The organism is Streptomyces sp. NPDC107550 (genome assembly GCF_055639095.1).
Genome location: NZ_JBVKBC010000012.1, coordinates 20,268 through 34,448, shown reverse-complemented (window position 1 = coordinate 34,448; position 14,181 = coordinate 20,268). Strand labels below are relative to the sequence as shown.

The following is a 14,181-nucleotide window of genomic DNA, read 5'->3' as shown; positions in this document are numbered from 1 at the left end:
GGCGCGCGGCGTCGGACCGCGGCCCTGTGCTTGCGTCCACCCAACCATCTCAGGCGCCCGCGCATGCCCGTGCCGCCGCGGCGAGGCCGGATCGGGGGCTTGCGAGGACGGGCAGCCGGGTGCGGGAACGGGCGGCGGCGCCGTCCAGGGACGCCTGGGCGAGAACGACGACGTCGGTGCCGCCGGTGTCGTCCCCGAGCGCGTCGATCGCGGCGGCGGCCCGTTCGAGGTAGCCGGCGCGGTCCCCGGCGAGGAACCGTTCCCAGGCGCCCTCCACGACGACGGCCCGTACCTCTACGGGTTTGTCGGCGCGGGCGGCTTCCTCGTCGAGGAGGCGCAGGGTCGGGCCGAGGGTGCCGGCGACGGTGGCGACGACCGCGATCCGGGTGCCCTCGGCGACCGCGCGGGCGGCCATCGGGCGGTCCACGCGCAGCACGGGCACACCGAGCGGCCCGGCCAGCGCCTCGGCGACGGCGCCCAGTGTCGAGCAGGTGCACAGCACGGCGCCCGCCCCGTCCTCGACGGCCCGCGCGAGCAGGTCCCGTACCCGCCCGGCGACGGTTTCCGGCCCGTGCGCGAGGGCCTGCTCCAGCAGGTCCTCGCGTACGAGGTGACGCAGCGCGCGCCCGGGGTGGTGGCGGTCGCGCAGGCCGTCGAAGACGGGCACGTGGGCGGGCGAGGTGTGCAGCAGGGCCAGATGCATGGCCGCACCCTAGGCGGTTCCCCCCTGTTCAGGCGGCGCTCACCAGGTGCTGGGATCGGAGGCGAGGGCCTTGCCGGCCGCGTCGAGGAGTTCCGGGGACGCGGCGGGCGCCTCGCCGGGGTGCCGCTCGGCCCAGCGCACGACGAACGGGCACAGCGGCGCCACCGCGACGCTCTCCCGCGCGGCCAGCGCGTACAGCTCACGGGCGAGCTGCCCGGCGATGCCCTTGCCCTCGTGCGCGGGCTCCACGATGGTGTGCACGGGCACGAGGGCGCGCTCGGGGCTCTCGAGCACGAAGTACTGGATGTAGCCGACGATCTCGCCGCCGGCGCCGCCCTCGCCCCCTGTGCCGCGTTCGCGGGCCAGCAGCAGCCCCTGATCGCGGTCGTCCCGGATCTCGATGTCGCTGCTCACAAGGGCTCCTGCCGGTCGGGCGGGCCGGGATCAGCCCGCGGGTACCGCCTGGGGGCTGCGCGTCGCGTCCCCGCCGGGCACGGGCTCGGACGGGTCGGCGCCGAGCGCCACGATCCTGTTGTCCCGGTCCACGTGCACGACGCGGGGGCGCAGGGCGCGGGCCTCGGCGTCATCGACCTGCGCATAACTGATGATGATGACCAGATCGCCGGGGTGCACGAGATGCGCGGCCGCGCCGTTGACCCCGATGACCCCGGACCCCCGCTCCCCCTCGATGACGTACGTCTCCAGCCGGGCGCCGTTGTCGATGTCGACGATGTGCACGAGCTCGCCGGGCAGCAGATCGGCGGCGTCGAGCAGATCGGCATCGATGGTGACGGACCCGACGTAGTGCAGGTCGGCCTGGGTGACGGTGGCGCGATGGATCTTGGACTTGAACATGGTGCGCAGCACTTTGGACTCCTGAAAGACGGCTCCCTGCCTACTTTCTGCAGGTCAAGGGCGGTATCACCCTACAACTGACACGCGCCTGAGTCGAAGATAGTGAGGAACCTCGCTTCACTTTCGGTGAGCCGGCCCTCTGCCTGGACTCCCGTACGAACCAGGCTGTCTTGTGGCTCGTCGAACATGCCCCTACCTGAACACTCTTCGCGGAACGTGCCAGGACCGATGCTGACGCAACACTGATTTGGCTGACGGCGTATCAGGACGTGAGGGCATGGCCACGAGGTGGCCGGTGTCAGTGAGTGCCGCCGACGCCATGAGGGCCGGCACTCCGGGCCTGGGTGAAGTCGAGGCGCAGCTGGCGTCCGACCGCCCGCATGACTCGTAGGTGCAGCGGGGCTGGATATGCCGGCAGCTCTGCTGAGGCTTTCGACAACGCCCACTACGAGCGCGTATCGGTTCGCCACGGACACGCCCTCGTGCGGACCTGCATTCCCATGATGCGCCGCGCTTTGTCAAATCCCCCTGGTGTCAGGGGAAGTGTCGTCTAGCGTCTGGTCTGTCGCGAGGGGATGGAGGCAGTGCTGATGAGCGGGGGCGACGGGAAACGAAGCCGCCTTTCATCCAAGGCGGTTCTCGCCGTGTGGGTGCGCAGTGGAGGCAGGTGCATGTTGTGCAACGCGTACCTGCTGGAGGGGACGATGTCGGGACGGACGCTCCCATTGGGGGAGGTCGCGCACATCGTTGGGCAGAGTACTGACCCGCGCTCGCCGCGCGGCGGGGATCTGTTGGAGAAGGCGTTGCGGGACGAGGCGGACAATCTGATGCTGCTGTGTGCCCAGCAACACATGGAGATCGATACGAAGGCCGCGCTGGACGTCTTCACCGTCGAGTGGCTGCGCCGTGTGAAGCAGGAGCATGAGGACCGTGTCAGGCACCTGACCGCGTTGGGACCGGAGAGGGCCACCACGGTGGTGCGGATGGTGGGGTCGGTGCACGGAAATGCCGTCGAGCTGTCGCGGGAAACCGCTGCGGACGCTGTGACAGCAGGCCGCCGGTTCCCCTTGTATCTGGAGTCCTACTCCCGGCACGGTGTGGAGATAGATCTGCGGCACATTCCCGGCGAGCAGGCAGCCGCTGCCTGGAACACGGAATCTGCCGCCGAGGCCAGCCGTCACTACTATCGGCAGGCGACCAAGGTCATCGATGACGTGGCCCGAAACCGGCTGCGACCAGGGATAGAGCGGGAATCCGTTCAGCACCTGAGCGTGTTCGGATTCGCGCGTCTGCCATTACTGGTCTACCTCGGGTCGCTCTTGGACGACACCGTGCCGACGCACATCTACCAACGCCACCGACACGACCAGTCCTGGGTGTGGTCTGCCGAGACCGGCCCGGTGACCAAGTTCGCCGCGTATCCGGTTCAGGCCGGGCAAGACCGGGACGAGGCTGTCGTCGTGATGAACATCTCCGGGATCATCGCGCCTTCGGAGATTCCACGGGACCTCTCGGCGTTGCGCCGCTACGAGGTCAGCCCGGTGGGCACGCAGGCCGGTCCGGACATACTGCGGTGCCGGGCGTCACTGCAACAGATGGAGGAAACGCTACGAACGCTTCTCGCGCGGCTGGAAAGGGAAGCAAAGTCGCTGCGCCGTCTGCATGTCCTGCCTGCCGTGCCCGTCTCCGTGGCAATCGCCCTGGGCCGTGCTCACCATCCGCAGGTGCACCCGCAGCTTGTGATCTACGAGCGCTTGGCGGGCCGCTACATGCCCACCTTGGAGGTGGGGCAGGTTCCCGGCTGACCTGCACACGACGGCCCGGCGGACGGCGCCGTGGAGCGCCTTCTCATCAGGGCTTGGAGTGTGGCTGCGGCGAGATATGCCGAGTTCGGCCGGAGCGGAACTGGGGATGCAGGTCTTACCGACGCCCGGCAGCCTCAAGAGACTGACGCCCCTGCCGGGGATACAGGGCCACAGGTTCCGAGACGCGGGCAGTGCTCCCTACTCCCTGTACGGAATGAAGCGGTGTGCCGGCGCTGTCCCGGTGTGGGGCTGGGCGCACAGGTGGGTCCCGGAGACGGGGTGGGGCATCTGGATACCCAGAAGGGTGATCAGGGTGGCGGTGGTTGCCATCAAGTCGGCGGTGGAGCCGTGGAATGTGGGAGTGGAGCAGCCTCTTGTGGGGCGCAGTTCGTCGTCCGGGGCGGGTTCGGCCCACAGTGCGTGGTACGCCTCGAGGTTGGGGGCGCTAAGGACGTGGCCGCCAGCGGTGTGGTCGATGGTGGACAGGGGGGTGTGGGTGCCGGGGGCTGCGATGGTGAGGATTCCCAGGCTGGCGGTGAGGCTGTCCGTGGCGAGCTGGGCCAGGACGGCTTTGCGGTGGGGCTGTTGAGCGAGGAGGTCGAGGAAGCGTCCGGCGGTGATGCTGACGGTGGCGTCGATGATGAGATCCGCTTGGTCCGCGGCGGTCAGGAGGGCGACGGCGGGGGGCGGGGTCGCGATGTCGATGCGGATGTCGTCACGGATGGTCCGCAGGTGGGAGGCCAGCGCTGTCGCCTTGGTCATGCCGATGTGGTGTTCGGTGTAGTTCTGCCGCACCAGCAAGCCGCCGGTGACACGGCCGGGGTCGCAGAGGGTGAGATGTGAGGCGCCGGCCCGGGCCACCATCTCGGCTGCCCAGGAGCCGATGCCGCCACAGCCCCAGATGTGGATGTGACAGTCCTGGAACGCGCGGACGGGGCGGAGGGTGTCACGGCGGGTGGTGACTTCAGCGCGTTCGTCGGACAGGTAGCACCATGCGATGGAGGCGTGAGCCAGGTCCTCGGGCAGACTGCCCAGGCGGCTGGGGGTCGCGCGGCGTGCCAGGCGGCGCAGCGTGTCGCTGGCCTGGGGCGGCAGGCAGCCAGCGAGGAGGAAGGGAGACGCTGCGGGTGTGGCGGGGTGTCGGACGGCGAGGACGAAGTACTGGGCGGCGCCTTCGGGGTTACGCAGGGCGCTGGCGGCGAGTGCGGTCAGCAGCGCTTGGGGTGGGGCGTCGGCCGGTTGCGGGGCGTGGGCAGTGGCGGGATGGGTGAGGGTGAGGAGTTCGGCCAGAGTGCTGCCCGCGCCCAGGGGCAGCGCGTCCACTGACAGGATCGGGGTGCGGTGGCTGTTCGAGTCTGCGGGGGCGCTGGTCAGGTCGAGCCGGTCGGTGGTGCGCTGGGTGAGCCATGCCATGGCCGACCGGTGGGAGACGGGTTCTCGTACGACGACGGTGGGAGTGCCCGGGTGTAGTGCAGGACACCGCCGACGGGGTGGTATAGCGCGGTGGCGGGATCGAACCTGCCCGCTGCGGCGTCGCTGAGCCACTGCCACAGGCGGTTGATCACGGGTGTGATGCCGGCAGCGGGGTCCCATTCGCGGGCCGGATCGAGGTAGAGGCACAGTCGATCCCCCTGCAGGATATGCGGGGTGCCGGCGAACCGAGTGTGGAGGGTGCGCACCTGCGGCGGCATCATCGGGGTGGCGGGCAGAGTGAGGAGGAAGTCCTCACTCTCCTTGAGCTGCAGTCCTCCTGGAGCACGTAGCGTGCCGCCGATGCAGACGCTGATAGGGATGGTGACCAGGCCGTCAGTGTCTGTGCGGGGGCGGCCGGTGATGCGCAGGTCCGGCTCGTGCGCGGCTGCCAGCGCGGTGAGCTCCTCCAAGAGGCGACGCTGAGAGGGGCTGGGGCGGGCTGCGGGCGACTTGCGCTTGGTCATCCGGCACGTCCGGTGCGGGAGGTCGTGGTGATGAGCAGCGGGGTGGCGAACTTGGCCGCCGTGGGTGTAAAGGAGGCGGCGGCACGCGGCTGGCCAGGGAAGGCGTCGCCGAACAGTTGGCGCCACAGCAGCACGCTGCGGTCGTAGTCCGGCTCGTCGTATGCTTCGCGGATCTCGCGGGCATGGGCGTGGATGCGGGCCCGGAAGTAGCTGTAGGTCGTCTGGTCCCAGCGGTGGTCGAAGGTGACGCCCGATCCGGAAGGGTCGGCGATGGATGGCTTGTAGGGGCGCTCCTGCAGCCATCGGTCGAGGTCCTCGACGATGGTGAGCAAGGTGGTGGGCACGCCGCTGTAACAGCCAGGATCCATGAGTTTCTTGATCTCCTCGACGCGTTCGCCGAGCAGGGTGGTAAGGATGATGGAGCGGGTGCCGGTGAAGGAGCCGCGGTGGTTGCGCAGGTACTTCATCAGGCGGATGACCTTGCGCAAATTGTTGTTGGCGATGCCGTCCTTCTTCTGCATCCAGGCGGTAAATCCGGCCGGGTTGGTCTGCTCCCAGGTGTTGGCGTCGCGGTTGACGATGACCTCACGGCCATCGGCCAGCTGAAGGTAGGGGACGATGTCGACGTGCATAGAGTTGGCGTAGCTGAGCTGCACGCAGCGGCACTTGCGGGTGTGAGGCATGGCGCCGTAGGTGCTGTGACGGTGGAGCGCGGCGTAGACCTTGTCGATGTAGATCTTGGGGCCGTCTGTCCACTCGGTGTTCTCGGTGAGGTGGAGCATGAAATCGGCGTCGAACTCGCTGTCGCCGACGGGGTTGATGATGGTGCGCTGCGCCCAGGAGCCCTGAGGCTTCTTGCCGCGGATGAGCGAGCCGAGTTCGGAGTCGGCCTTAAGGGCCTTGTAGATGGCCTCGACGCGTGCGTCGAGGAGGTTGAGCTTGGCCTGGCTGAGGTTCACGGTGTTCTTGAGGAACATGTCGAAGTTCTTGCAGCACTGCATGGCGTAGTTTCCTTTCTGCGGCGAGCCGGCTGAGGGCTCAGGGTGACGAAATGGGTGTGGGGGCACGCCGACGGGAGACGTGACGGAATAGGGCATGAAGGACTACGAGGGCATGTGGGCTTGCCCGCGATGGGGCGCGGGGGTGCGCACATGGGTGTGCTTGCGCGAGAGGTCTGGTGAGTTCGCGGAGGAGGCCGGCCATGGCACTGGGCAGAGGGTCGGCCGATGCACAGCATCAGCGGATGGCCCTGGGTGACGGCTGGCCATCGAGGGGAGCCGGTGCGGTCCGGTCGACGAGGCCAGCCATCGTGGCCAGGCACACGTACGCGGTACCGCCCGGGGGTGGATTGCCCGTCAGCCTCACGCCGAGCAGGGGCCACCCGTTATGCACAGAGACCGGTCACTCTCTGCGGTAACAAGTGCACCACACACAGCGACACTCACGCAAGACACTTTTTGAAGGTCAGTCTGGCTGACAGCTTCTCAGTGCGGGCAGAGTTGCAGGTTCGGCTCCCCCTCAGCTTTTGGCAAACTGGGGGCGGGAGAGGCGAGAGGGGCACGACTGCCAGGCGGGTGGGTCAGGTCGGCGCCAGGAACGCGCAACGCGCGGGCTAAGAGTCGAGGCGGCGGTCGGCTCCAGGTGGTGTCAGTGAGCAGGGCCGGAGACAATACCGAGGTTCATCAGACGGTAAGTCATGGCCACCTCACTCAACTGGAAACGCTTGGCCAGGACTCGCACGAGGTCGTCCGTCGTGCGGAAGCTAATGTCCTGTGCCGCCCGGCGGACCATCTCCTCCGGGGCCAGCAGCGCCGCGGCGAATCGGTTGGCGTCGACCTCCTCTCGGTCCGTGGCCATGCTCGAGACCGAGTTGCGGTAGTTCACGCGCGCGTCGGTGTCCAGAATGAGCGGGCGTCCTTCGTGCAGGCGCAAGTGCCCCAGTTCGTGCGCCGCCGTGAAGCGCCGCCGTTCGAACGAGTGCGCCTGGTTGACGCCGATGACGCAGGCTCCGTCCTTGCGCAGGAGCATGCCAGAGACGTCGTCGTCCATGCGCTGCGGGACGACCAGGACGCCGAGGTCCTTGGCCAGGGCGAAGGGATCGACCGGCGGGGCGTCGATCCGGAATTCCCGCAGCAGCCCTCGGGCCGCCAGGTCAGCCTTCGCCACAGTCGCCCCTAATCTTCGAGGCCTGCGCCCACACCGCGGCAACGTCGGCGGTATGCCGCGCGGCAAGTCCGGACACCTCGTCCAAGCGGAGCAGGGGAAGCAGGTCCGCAGGGTCCGCGTTGACCGCTGCGGCAATCAAGGCAAGCCGGTACAGAGGCGGGGACTGGGTTCCGGACTCGATGTTCGTGATCGAACCGCGCGTCAGCCCCGCCCGACGCCCTACGTACTCCTGCGTCACCCCGGCACGCATCCGCGCCTCACGGATCAGCCGGGCAACGGTCTCGTTGAACTCCCGCTCGTCCACATATCCCCCAAGCGCTGCCAGTCTCACTGACAACCTAGTTCCCTGCCCCGCACCCGACCAGCCCTGGACGGTGACACGCTGACCGGACCGGCCCGCTTCACCTGGCTGCCGGACGGCAAGATCTCGCCTTGGCATTCGCGACGCGTCGGTGCCTCTCCGGGACAATTGTCCCGGAGAGCCCAGCGACTCATGCTGGCGGGTGCTGACATGTCTGATGAACCATCAAAGGTGCGGAAGACCACTCTGCGCACGCAGGACGTGTGTCCACGCACCGATCTGTCGGGCACGGACACCGCTCCAGTTGGTGGGAACAGATCCTGCTGGTGATCGCCCGGTCAGCGCTCAACCGCCCCGGAAGCCGGCTCGCTGCCTGCCGCCTGCCGGAGGCCCCTCGACAGCGCGGGACTCGCGAGCGAGCGAGGCGGAGCCGAGGCGCCCAGTTCAGCCCGCCCAAGCCAACCCAAGTCACGCGCCCCTGCGCACTTGCGTGCGCCGCTCGTCCCTTCCGTACGGTCCAGTCGATGGCGCCCCGCCCACGCACACCGTGAAGGAGAGCTGTTGAAGCCGACCGAGGAAGTGCTCCAGGACCTGGTCCTGCCCTCGAGCGTCTCCGTCCACTCCGACGACGCGCTCGTCGGGAAGGTGAAGGCCGCTATCTCGGCGGACGACAAGAAGCGGAGGGAGAACGAGGACGAGCCGCTCCGCCGGAAGCCCACCCTCGTCCCGATCCTGCCGACAGAGCTGCCCCGGCAGTTCGAAGTGACCCTCTGGGACGTGCTCCACACCCTCGCCCGGGCCACTGCCCTGTCGTGGCGCGGTGCGGGCCGGGGGCTGGCGGAGCACTGGGGCGCACTCAAGTACACCCAGGCCCTGGCCGGCGGTCGTGACTCCTTCCTCGGCCTCACCGACGAAGGCCACCGCATCGCGGACCACTACAAGTCGCTGCAATCCGGCGAGCTCGGCATCGGCTTCGCGCTCACGCTCACGGAGCACATGCTGCGCAGCCGTTTTCCCGACCATTCAGTGACGATCGTCCCCGCCGACACGGCGTTACGCGCGGGCTGGGCCCTCACCAGCAGGGACAAGGGCGAGAAGGTGAAGTACCGCTATCGTCCGCAGTACTTCGCCGAGGTCTGGCGGCCAGGCGAGCCGTCCCTCGCCATCCCCCTCGCTTGCAAGGGCAACCACGGCGACACTGCCGCCTCCGCCGAGCAACTGGCCTCTGCCTCGGCCCACGCCGAAGCGGTCCACATCGGCGCGTGGAACGAGACCCCCGCCTGCTGTTCAGCACACAACTCCCGACGGACGGCGGCACGATGACCGTCCACGCCCTCCAGGCGCCGGGCAGTGGCGGTCGGCTGTCCCCGGCAGAGAGCCGGGAAGCGAACCTGAACGCCCCGCCGTTCCAGGCGAACGCGATGCCGGGCATCCACCCGCCGGCCGACGGCCTGGTGGCACCGGAGCCCGTACGGGGTTGCCACGTGCAGCCGAAGGACTACGCCTGGTTCCAGGAGGCCCTGGCCCACACCACGGCAGCGGGCCTCATGACGTTCACCGGCTCAGGCCACGCAGCCGCCCGCCACCTGACCGACCGGCAGGGCCGCAAGCGCTTCACCGGTCTCGAACACGCGGCCAGCATGAGCATCCAGGACGCCGCCCACACCCTCTTCGGCAACGAATACGTCGGCACCGACCACGTCTTCCGCCTCAACGGCCCCCGCGTCGAGGCATTCTCCGGCGTGGACAAGGAGGTCTTCCGACTCCTCGCCAGGGGCGACGTCGAGGAATACCGCGCTCTCGTCCACGCGAGCCGCCACGTCCGTCCCCGCCTCACCTTCGACAGGGACTGGGGCGGTCCGGTCTCTGTCCACGCCGACGGCTCCGTCTTCGCCCTGCGACTGCTACCAGGGCAGAACGGGGAACCCCCTGCGCGTGCTCGTCTCGCTGACGCACCGTCGAGACCATAGGTCCATCCGGACGGCCTCTGAGGGGACGACCAAACCGCATACGGCCAGGAGCGTGGGCCTCGACTCGCGCTGACGGTGTAGACGCGGGTGATGCAGAGCATGGCCGTACTCACCCGCCCCGAAGGCCGGCAGCGTCACCCACGGCAGCGCCCGAGCGGCCGGCGTACGGGCGGGCAATGGACAGCGAGTCCACGTTGTACACCGTATCGCTCGGGAAATGGTGCAGCCGCTTCGCGTGATCGACGATCTGACGAATACGCCGAGGCTCACGGCATCAAGCAAGATGGCCACTGTCGGGTATCGCTCGGCTACCCTGCGCGTCCGCCGTGCAGGCAGTCACCACCGTGGACGGCTCCGGGCTGGGACCTGCAGGCTACACCGCATTCTGTCGTGGCAACGGCGCTAGAGAGGATGGACGCCATGACCGTCTCTCAGGCGTTTTCGTCATGGATCCGCGTACCCAGATCGTCCGCCCACTCCAGCGCCCACGCCTTGAGTTCTTCGATCTGCCGGGTGGTGAGCCCGTACGCGGTGTAGTCCTCATCCTCGTACCAGTCCGCGCCGATAAGCCGGTCCCGGAGGTCTTCGAGGCTGAACTCGTCGTGGGCGCGACGGCGGCCCAGGGATTCGAGGTCGGCGGTGGAGCGGTGGCGGGAGGCAGCCTGTACGTCGATGAGGTCGCGGGCGGTGCCGCGGTCGGCGAGGGCTCGGACCTTTGTGCCGATCACGTCGTCGAGGGAAAGAACGGGGCCGTAGGGGGTCTGTGCGGGCGGGGCCCAGAACGCCTCCTTGAGGACGTCGACCTCGCACTCCTCGCCGGTGTCCGGATCGGTGACGAGGAACCGGCCGCTGAGCGGATCGGTCTGGATGTGCGTGGTCGGCCAACCGCGCGCGCTGAGCCCTGCTGTGAGTGAGGCGACGATCTCCTGCATCGGTGCGGGGTTCTCGGTGGCGACGTCGAGGTCACGGCTGAAGCGTTCGATCAGGCCGTGGGCCTGCACGGCGTATCCGCCGGTGAGGACCAGAGGGTAGGGGGAGCCTAGGTCGAGGATGTCGGCGAGGAGACGCTCGTGGAGCGGAGTGAGTTTCACGCGGCGGTCGTGTCGGCCGGAGCGGTGCGGAGCAACTCAGGGAAGGCGTCCTCCCAGACCTCGCGGATGTAGGGACTGATCAAGCGTCGCAGCACGGGCCATTGGTCGGCGAGCAGCCGGTGGTGCAGGAGGGTCACCAGGTCCTCGCGCAGTCCTTCGGCGAGGACGGTCCGGTAGAGCGTCATGCGGGACTTCGGACGGTCCAGGCTGTAGCTCGTCCGCCCGGACCAGGCGATGTGGAGCGGCAGGTCCACGTCGCCCTCCATGGGGCCGGTCAGCTCCTGCAAGCGCACGGGCACCCGACTGCGGTAGCGGTCCCGCAGCACCTCGGCGCGGGCGGCGGTGATCGTCGTGTCCATCCATCCAGTATCGCTGCTGGGGGGGCGGCGGCATGGCGGATTCGGGGTCCCCACCTGGGGCCTACACGGGTAGCGATGTGAGCTAAGAGCCCACCGGGTGAGATGTCCGAGGGAAGAGCGGGCGCCCGCCCGACGTACGTCCGTCGGGTCGCAGCAGCCTATAACGCGTCGCGCCCGGCCTTCCAGGGGATCGTCATCCCTATTCATAAGTCAGAGCTGAAACTCTCTTAAGGGTTTATTAATTCAGTCGCGGCAGCGCCCTGTCGATGTAGGGGTTTCTCGCCGGTTGAGGACCAACTTCCCTTTTCGCTGGGACTAATGGCGACCGCCTTGCGGCACGGCTTATGTGAGGCTGATTCCGGATCATCTACGGATAAGGACCTTCATGCGCTTCAATCGTCCAACCTCAGCAGTATTGACCGCAGCGGCCGCACTGGCATTGGGGGTGGCCCCCACGGCGGCAGCCGCCCCGGACAAGGCCGATGCCTCGGCGGTGAGCAACATCAGCCCCTTGGCGAAGAAGGAAAGGGGGAAGGTTGCTCCCGGCCAGGTCCTGACCATCAGCCAGCGCGTCGGGATTGCCGGGGCCAGTCATTTCGAAAAGGCTTCGGGCGAGATCAAGCTGAGCGGGAGCGCGGCGACTTTCGGTAAGGTCGAATTCACGTCGGACGCGCCTGGCAAGGCCCAGAGCGAATACTCCGACGGAAACAAGAAGCTGACCTGGAACTGGACCAGGACCAGTCGGCAGTTCGGTGAAGTGACCGTCAAGTTCCAGGTCAAGGTATCCGAAGACGCGAACTCTTCCGACAGTTTCTCCCTGAGCTCCAAGGCGAATCGCTACACCCTCAAGAAGGACGGCGGTTTCAACAAGGACGCCGGGTTCGACGGCGGCCCCACCCTCGGGCACTGCGTGCCGGAGATCGGTCCGTTCACCTTCACGGTGGCCGGCGCGAAGAAGACGGAGAAGACCGAGCCCACACCTTCCGCCCCCGCTGTCCCCGACAAGCCCAAGACCCCCGAGAAGCCCGAGAACCCCGAGCCGAAGGCGCCGGAGACTCCCCAGGAGCCCCGCGACGAGTCCTCCCCGGCCCCGGATGACTCGACTGCGCCCAGCGCGGCGCCGTCGGTGAAGGAGTCCGAGTCCGTCGAGGCCGCGCCCCCCACCGACAAGGTCGACGGCGATCTGGCCAAGACCGGCGCTTCCGTCGGCCCGAAGATCGGCATCGGAGCCGCGATCCTCGTCGCTGCCGGCGGCGTGATCCTCTTCTCGGTCAAGCGCCGTTCCAGCTGAACCCCTGGTCAGGCAGGAGAAAGTGGATGCCCGGGCGGGGACTCGCCCGGGCATCCACTTTGTACGCCCCCTGGCAGGCGGGGCGGTCAGTTGCCGGCGAGGTAGGTGCGGGTCACCTTGATGTCGCCGATGCGGTGCGGGTCCACCATGTACGGGTCTTCCTCCAGGACGACCATGTCCGCGAACTTGCCGGGCTCCAGCGAGCCGACCTCGTGGTCGCTCATGAGCTGCCAGGCGGCCCAGATGGTCTGCGCCTTGATCGCCTCCTCCACGGTGACCTTGAACTCCTCACCGAGGACGGCGCCTTGGCGGGTGGTGCGGGTGACGGCGCACTGGATGTTGCGCAGGGGCTCGGTGCGGGTGATCGGGCAGTCGTTGTGCAACGAGATCTTGTGTCCCGCGTCGATGGCTACGCGGCCGTTGGCCCAGCTCTCCGCGACCTCGCGGGGGAAGAGGCCCATCAGTTTCTCCCCCCAGTAGTAGACGTGCGCCATGAAGAGGGAGACGGTGACGCCGAGGCCGGCGGCCCGCTCGTACTGGTCCTTGCGGACCGTGCCGCAGTGTTCGAGGCGCAGCCGGTGGTCGGCCTTCGGGGAGTTCTTCTGCAAACCCTCGACGATGTCCAGGATCACGTCGCACTCGGCGTCGCCGTGGACGTGGCACGACAACTGCCAGCCCTTGTCCCAGTACAGGGTGATCAGGCGCTTCAGCTCCTCGGGGGCGAAGTTGCCGTGGTCACAGGTGTGGCCGCCACCGAGGCCGATGGAGCGGGAGATCACCGTGTCCGCGTAGGGGAAGGTGGTGTGGATGTTGCCGACCCAGGGCGAGCCGTCCGTGACGAGCTTGACGCCGACCTGGCGGAAGAGGCCGTCGCCGTTGTCGCGGTCCACGGTCGTCGAGCCGTCCTCGTGGAAGAGTTCGTACATCCGCATGCGGACCGTGGCGTCGCCGGCCTTGCGCAGCTCGTCCAGTTCGTAGCGGTCGGCGTCGTGGAAGGCGTGGTCGCTGATGGTGGTGACGCCCGCTTCGTTGAGGATGCGCATCTCGCCGCGCAGCAGGTCGGGCCGCTGTTCGCGGGTGACGCCGAACGCCGGGCCCATCAGGGCGAGGCTGCCCAACTCCAGTGCCTTGCCGGTGGGTTCGCCGTCCGCGTCGCGCTCGAAGCTGCCGCCCGCCGGGTCCGGGGTGTCCCTGGTGACGCCGGCCGCCTTCAGGGCGAGGGTGTTGCCGAAGGCCGAGTGGGCGGAGAAGTGCATGACGCTCAGCGGGTTGGCGGGGGCCAGTTCGTCGAGGAACTCCTTGGTGGGTTCGCCGAGCCCCTCCTGGATGAGCCCGTCCCAGCCGTGGAAGTACAGGGGCTCGCCCGGTTCGGCGTCGGCGACCTGCTGCCGGATGGTGGCGAGGACCTCCTCGGCGGTGCCCAGGCGGCAGGGGCGGATGTCGGTGATGACGGGGCTGTCGGAGACCATGGCCATCGTCGGGTGGCCGTGCGCCTCGATGAAGCCGGGGAGTACGGTCCGGCCGCCCAGGTCGACCGTCTCGGTGTCGGGGCCGTCGAACCCGGCCACGTCGTGGCGGTCTCCGACGGCGACGATCCGGCCGTCCTTGACGGCGAGCGAAGTGGCGTACGGCTTGGTGTCGTCAAGGGTGCGGATGCGGGCGTGGGTGAAGATCTTGTCTGCGAACACGGTGTCTGCGCTTCT

The 14,181-nt window shown here is 68.3% G+C and carries 15 protein-coding genes; 4 read left to right on the top strand and 11 right to left on the bottom strand.

Annotation, left to right across the window (positions count from 1 at the left end; genetic code table 11):
- Positions 1 to 49 precede the first annotated feature (49 nt).
- From ACZ7LY_RS18040 to panD, 3 genes are read right to left on the bottom strand one after another with little or no spacing between them, the layout of a single operon-like run.
- Entirely contained in the window at positions 50 to 703 is a 654-nt protein-coding gene (locus ACZ7LY_RS18040; protein WP_471625585.1) for an aspartate/glutamate racemase family protein, read from the bottom strand.
- A gap of 39 nt (positions 704 to 742) precedes the next feature.
- Positions 743 to 1,117, bottom strand: a complete 375-nt coding sequence (locus tag ACZ7LY_RS18035; RefSeq protein WP_471625584.1) for a GNAT family N-acetyltransferase — start codon at positions 1,115 to 1,117, stop codon at positions 743 to 745.
- Positions 1,118 to 1,147: 30 nt separating this feature from the next.
- Positions 1,148 to 1,570 (bottom strand): aspartate 1-decarboxylase, encoded by a 423-nt coding sequence (gene panD / locus ACZ7LY_RS18030; RefSeq protein WP_471625583.1) that lies wholly within the window; start codon positions 1,568 to 1,570, stop codon positions 1,148 to 1,150.
- Positions 1,571 to 2,229: 659 nt separating this feature from the next.
- Between panD and ACZ7LY_RS18025 the strand changes: the two genes are divergently transcribed.
- On the top strand, positions 2,230 to 3,363 hold the full coding sequence (locus tag ACZ7LY_RS18025) for an SAVED domain-containing protein (protein WP_471625582.1): 1,134 nt from the start codon (positions 2,230 to 2,232) through the stop codon (positions 3,361 to 3,363).
- 198 nt (positions 3,364 to 3,561) lie between these two features.
- Here the strand turns inward: ACZ7LY_RS18025 and ACZ7LY_RS18020 are convergent, their stop codons facing one another.
- The 5 genes from ACZ7LY_RS18020 to ACZ7LY_RS18000 all read right to left on the bottom strand — a co-directional run bounded on the left by ACZ7LY_RS18020 (position 3,562) and on the right by ACZ7LY_RS18000 (position 7,770).
- Positions 3,562 to 4,776: a ThiF family adenylyltransferase gene (locus tag ACZ7LY_RS18020; RefSeq protein ID WP_471625581.1), complete on the bottom strand. Its 1,215-nt coding sequence runs from the start codon at positions 4,774 to 4,776 to the stop codon at positions 3,562 to 3,564.
- Positions 4,734 to 5,246, bottom strand: coding sequence for a hypothetical protein (locus tag ACZ7LY_RS18015; protein WP_471625580.1), 513 nt, complete (start codon positions 5,244 to 5,246; stop codon positions 4,734 to 4,736). Before ACZ7LY_RS18015 ends, ACZ7LY_RS18020 begins: the two co-directional genes overlap by 43 nt.
- A 50-nt stretch (positions 5,247 to 5,296) precedes the next feature.
- Positions 5,297 to 6,301, bottom strand: a complete 1,005-nt coding sequence (locus tag ACZ7LY_RS18010) for an SMODS domain-containing nucleotidyltransferase (RefSeq protein WP_471625579.1) — start codon at positions 6,299 to 6,301, stop codon at positions 5,297 to 5,299.
- A gap of 646 nt (positions 6,302 to 6,947) precedes the next feature.
- Positions 6,948 to 7,466, bottom strand: a complete 519-nt coding sequence (locus ACZ7LY_RS18005; protein ID WP_471625578.1) for an ImmA/IrrE family metallo-endopeptidase — start codon at positions 7,464 to 7,466, stop codon at positions 6,948 to 6,950.
- Entirely contained in the window at positions 7,453 to 7,770 is a 318-nt protein-coding gene (locus ACZ7LY_RS18000) for a helix-turn-helix domain-containing protein (protein WP_471625577.1), read from the bottom strand. Before ACZ7LY_RS18000 ends, ACZ7LY_RS18005 begins: the two co-directional genes overlap by 14 nt.
- Before the next feature lie 558 nt (positions 7,771 to 8,328).
- On the opposite strand from ACZ7LY_RS18000, the gene ACZ7LY_RS17995 reads away from it, so the two are divergent.
- Both ACZ7LY_RS17995 and ACZ7LY_RS17990 read left to right on the top strand, forming a co-directional pair.
- Positions 8,329 to 9,090, top strand: coding sequence for a hypothetical protein (locus tag ACZ7LY_RS17995; protein WP_471625576.1), 762 nt, complete (start codon positions 8,329 to 8,331; stop codon positions 9,088 to 9,090).
- Positions 9,030 to 9,737, top strand: a complete 708-nt coding sequence (locus tag ACZ7LY_RS17990) for a hypothetical protein (RefSeq protein ID WP_471625575.1) — start codon at positions 9,030 to 9,032, stop codon at positions 9,735 to 9,737. Before ACZ7LY_RS17995 ends, ACZ7LY_RS17990 begins: the two co-directional genes overlap by 61 nt.
- 431 nt (positions 9,738 to 10,168) lie before the next feature.
- Here ACZ7LY_RS17990 and ACZ7LY_RS17985 read toward each other — a convergent pair whose 3' ends face one another.
- Positions 10,169 to 10,828, bottom strand: a complete 660-nt coding sequence (locus ACZ7LY_RS17985) for a nucleotidyl transferase AbiEii/AbiGii toxin family protein (RefSeq protein WP_471625574.1) — start codon at positions 10,826 to 10,828, stop codon at positions 10,169 to 10,171.
- A complete protein-coding gene (locus tag ACZ7LY_RS17980) occupies positions 10,825 to 11,187 on the bottom strand; it encodes a hypothetical protein (RefSeq protein ID WP_471625573.1) in 363 nt (120 codons plus the stop codon). Before ACZ7LY_RS17980 ends, ACZ7LY_RS17985 begins: the two co-directional genes overlap by 4 nt.
- Before the next feature lie 385 nt (positions 11,188 to 11,572).
- On the opposite strand from ACZ7LY_RS17980, the gene ACZ7LY_RS17975 reads away from it, so the two are divergent.
- Complete coding sequence (locus tag ACZ7LY_RS17975) at positions 11,573 to 12,478, top strand: hypothetical protein (protein ID WP_471625572.1); 906 nt, start codon at positions 11,573 to 11,575, stop codon at positions 12,476 to 12,478.
- Positions 12,479 to 12,564: 86 nt separating this feature from the next.
- Here ACZ7LY_RS17975 and ACZ7LY_RS17970 read toward each other — a convergent pair whose 3' ends face one another.
- Positions 12,565 to 14,166: an amidohydrolase gene (locus ACZ7LY_RS17970; RefSeq protein ID WP_471625571.1), complete on the bottom strand. Its 1,602-nt coding sequence runs from the start codon at positions 14,164 to 14,166 to the stop codon at positions 12,565 to 12,567.
- Between the last annotated feature and the right edge of the window lie 15 nt (positions 14,167 to 14,181).

What these genes read in the sequence shown, in the direction of transcription:
- ACZ7LY_RS17980 (WP_471625573.1), bottom strand. Translation starts at nt 11,187, where the DNA reads ATGGACACGACGATCACCGCCGCCCGCGCCGAGGTGCTGCGGGACCGC.
- ACZ7LY_RS17975 (WP_471625572.1), top strand. Translation starts at nt 11,573, where the DNA reads ATGCGCTTCAATCGTCCAACCTCAGCAGTATTGACCGCAGCGGCCGCA.
- ACZ7LY_RS18020 (WP_471625581.1), bottom strand. Translation starts at nt 4,776, where the DNA reads ATGGCATGGCTCACCCAGCGCACCACCGACCGGCTCGACCTGACCAGC.
- ACZ7LY_RS18025 (WP_471625582.1), top strand. Translation starts at nt 2,230, where the DNA reads ATGTTGTGCAACGCGTACCTGCTGGAGGGGACGATGTCGGGACGGACG.
- ACZ7LY_RS18010 (WP_471625579.1), bottom strand. Translation starts at nt 6,301, where the DNA reads ATGCAGTGCTGCAAGAACTTCGACATGTTCCTCAAGAACACCGTGAAC.
- ACZ7LY_RS18040 (WP_471625585.1), bottom strand. Translation starts at nt 703, where the DNA reads ATGCATCTGGCCCTGCTGCACACCTCGCCCGCCCACGTGCCCGTCTTC.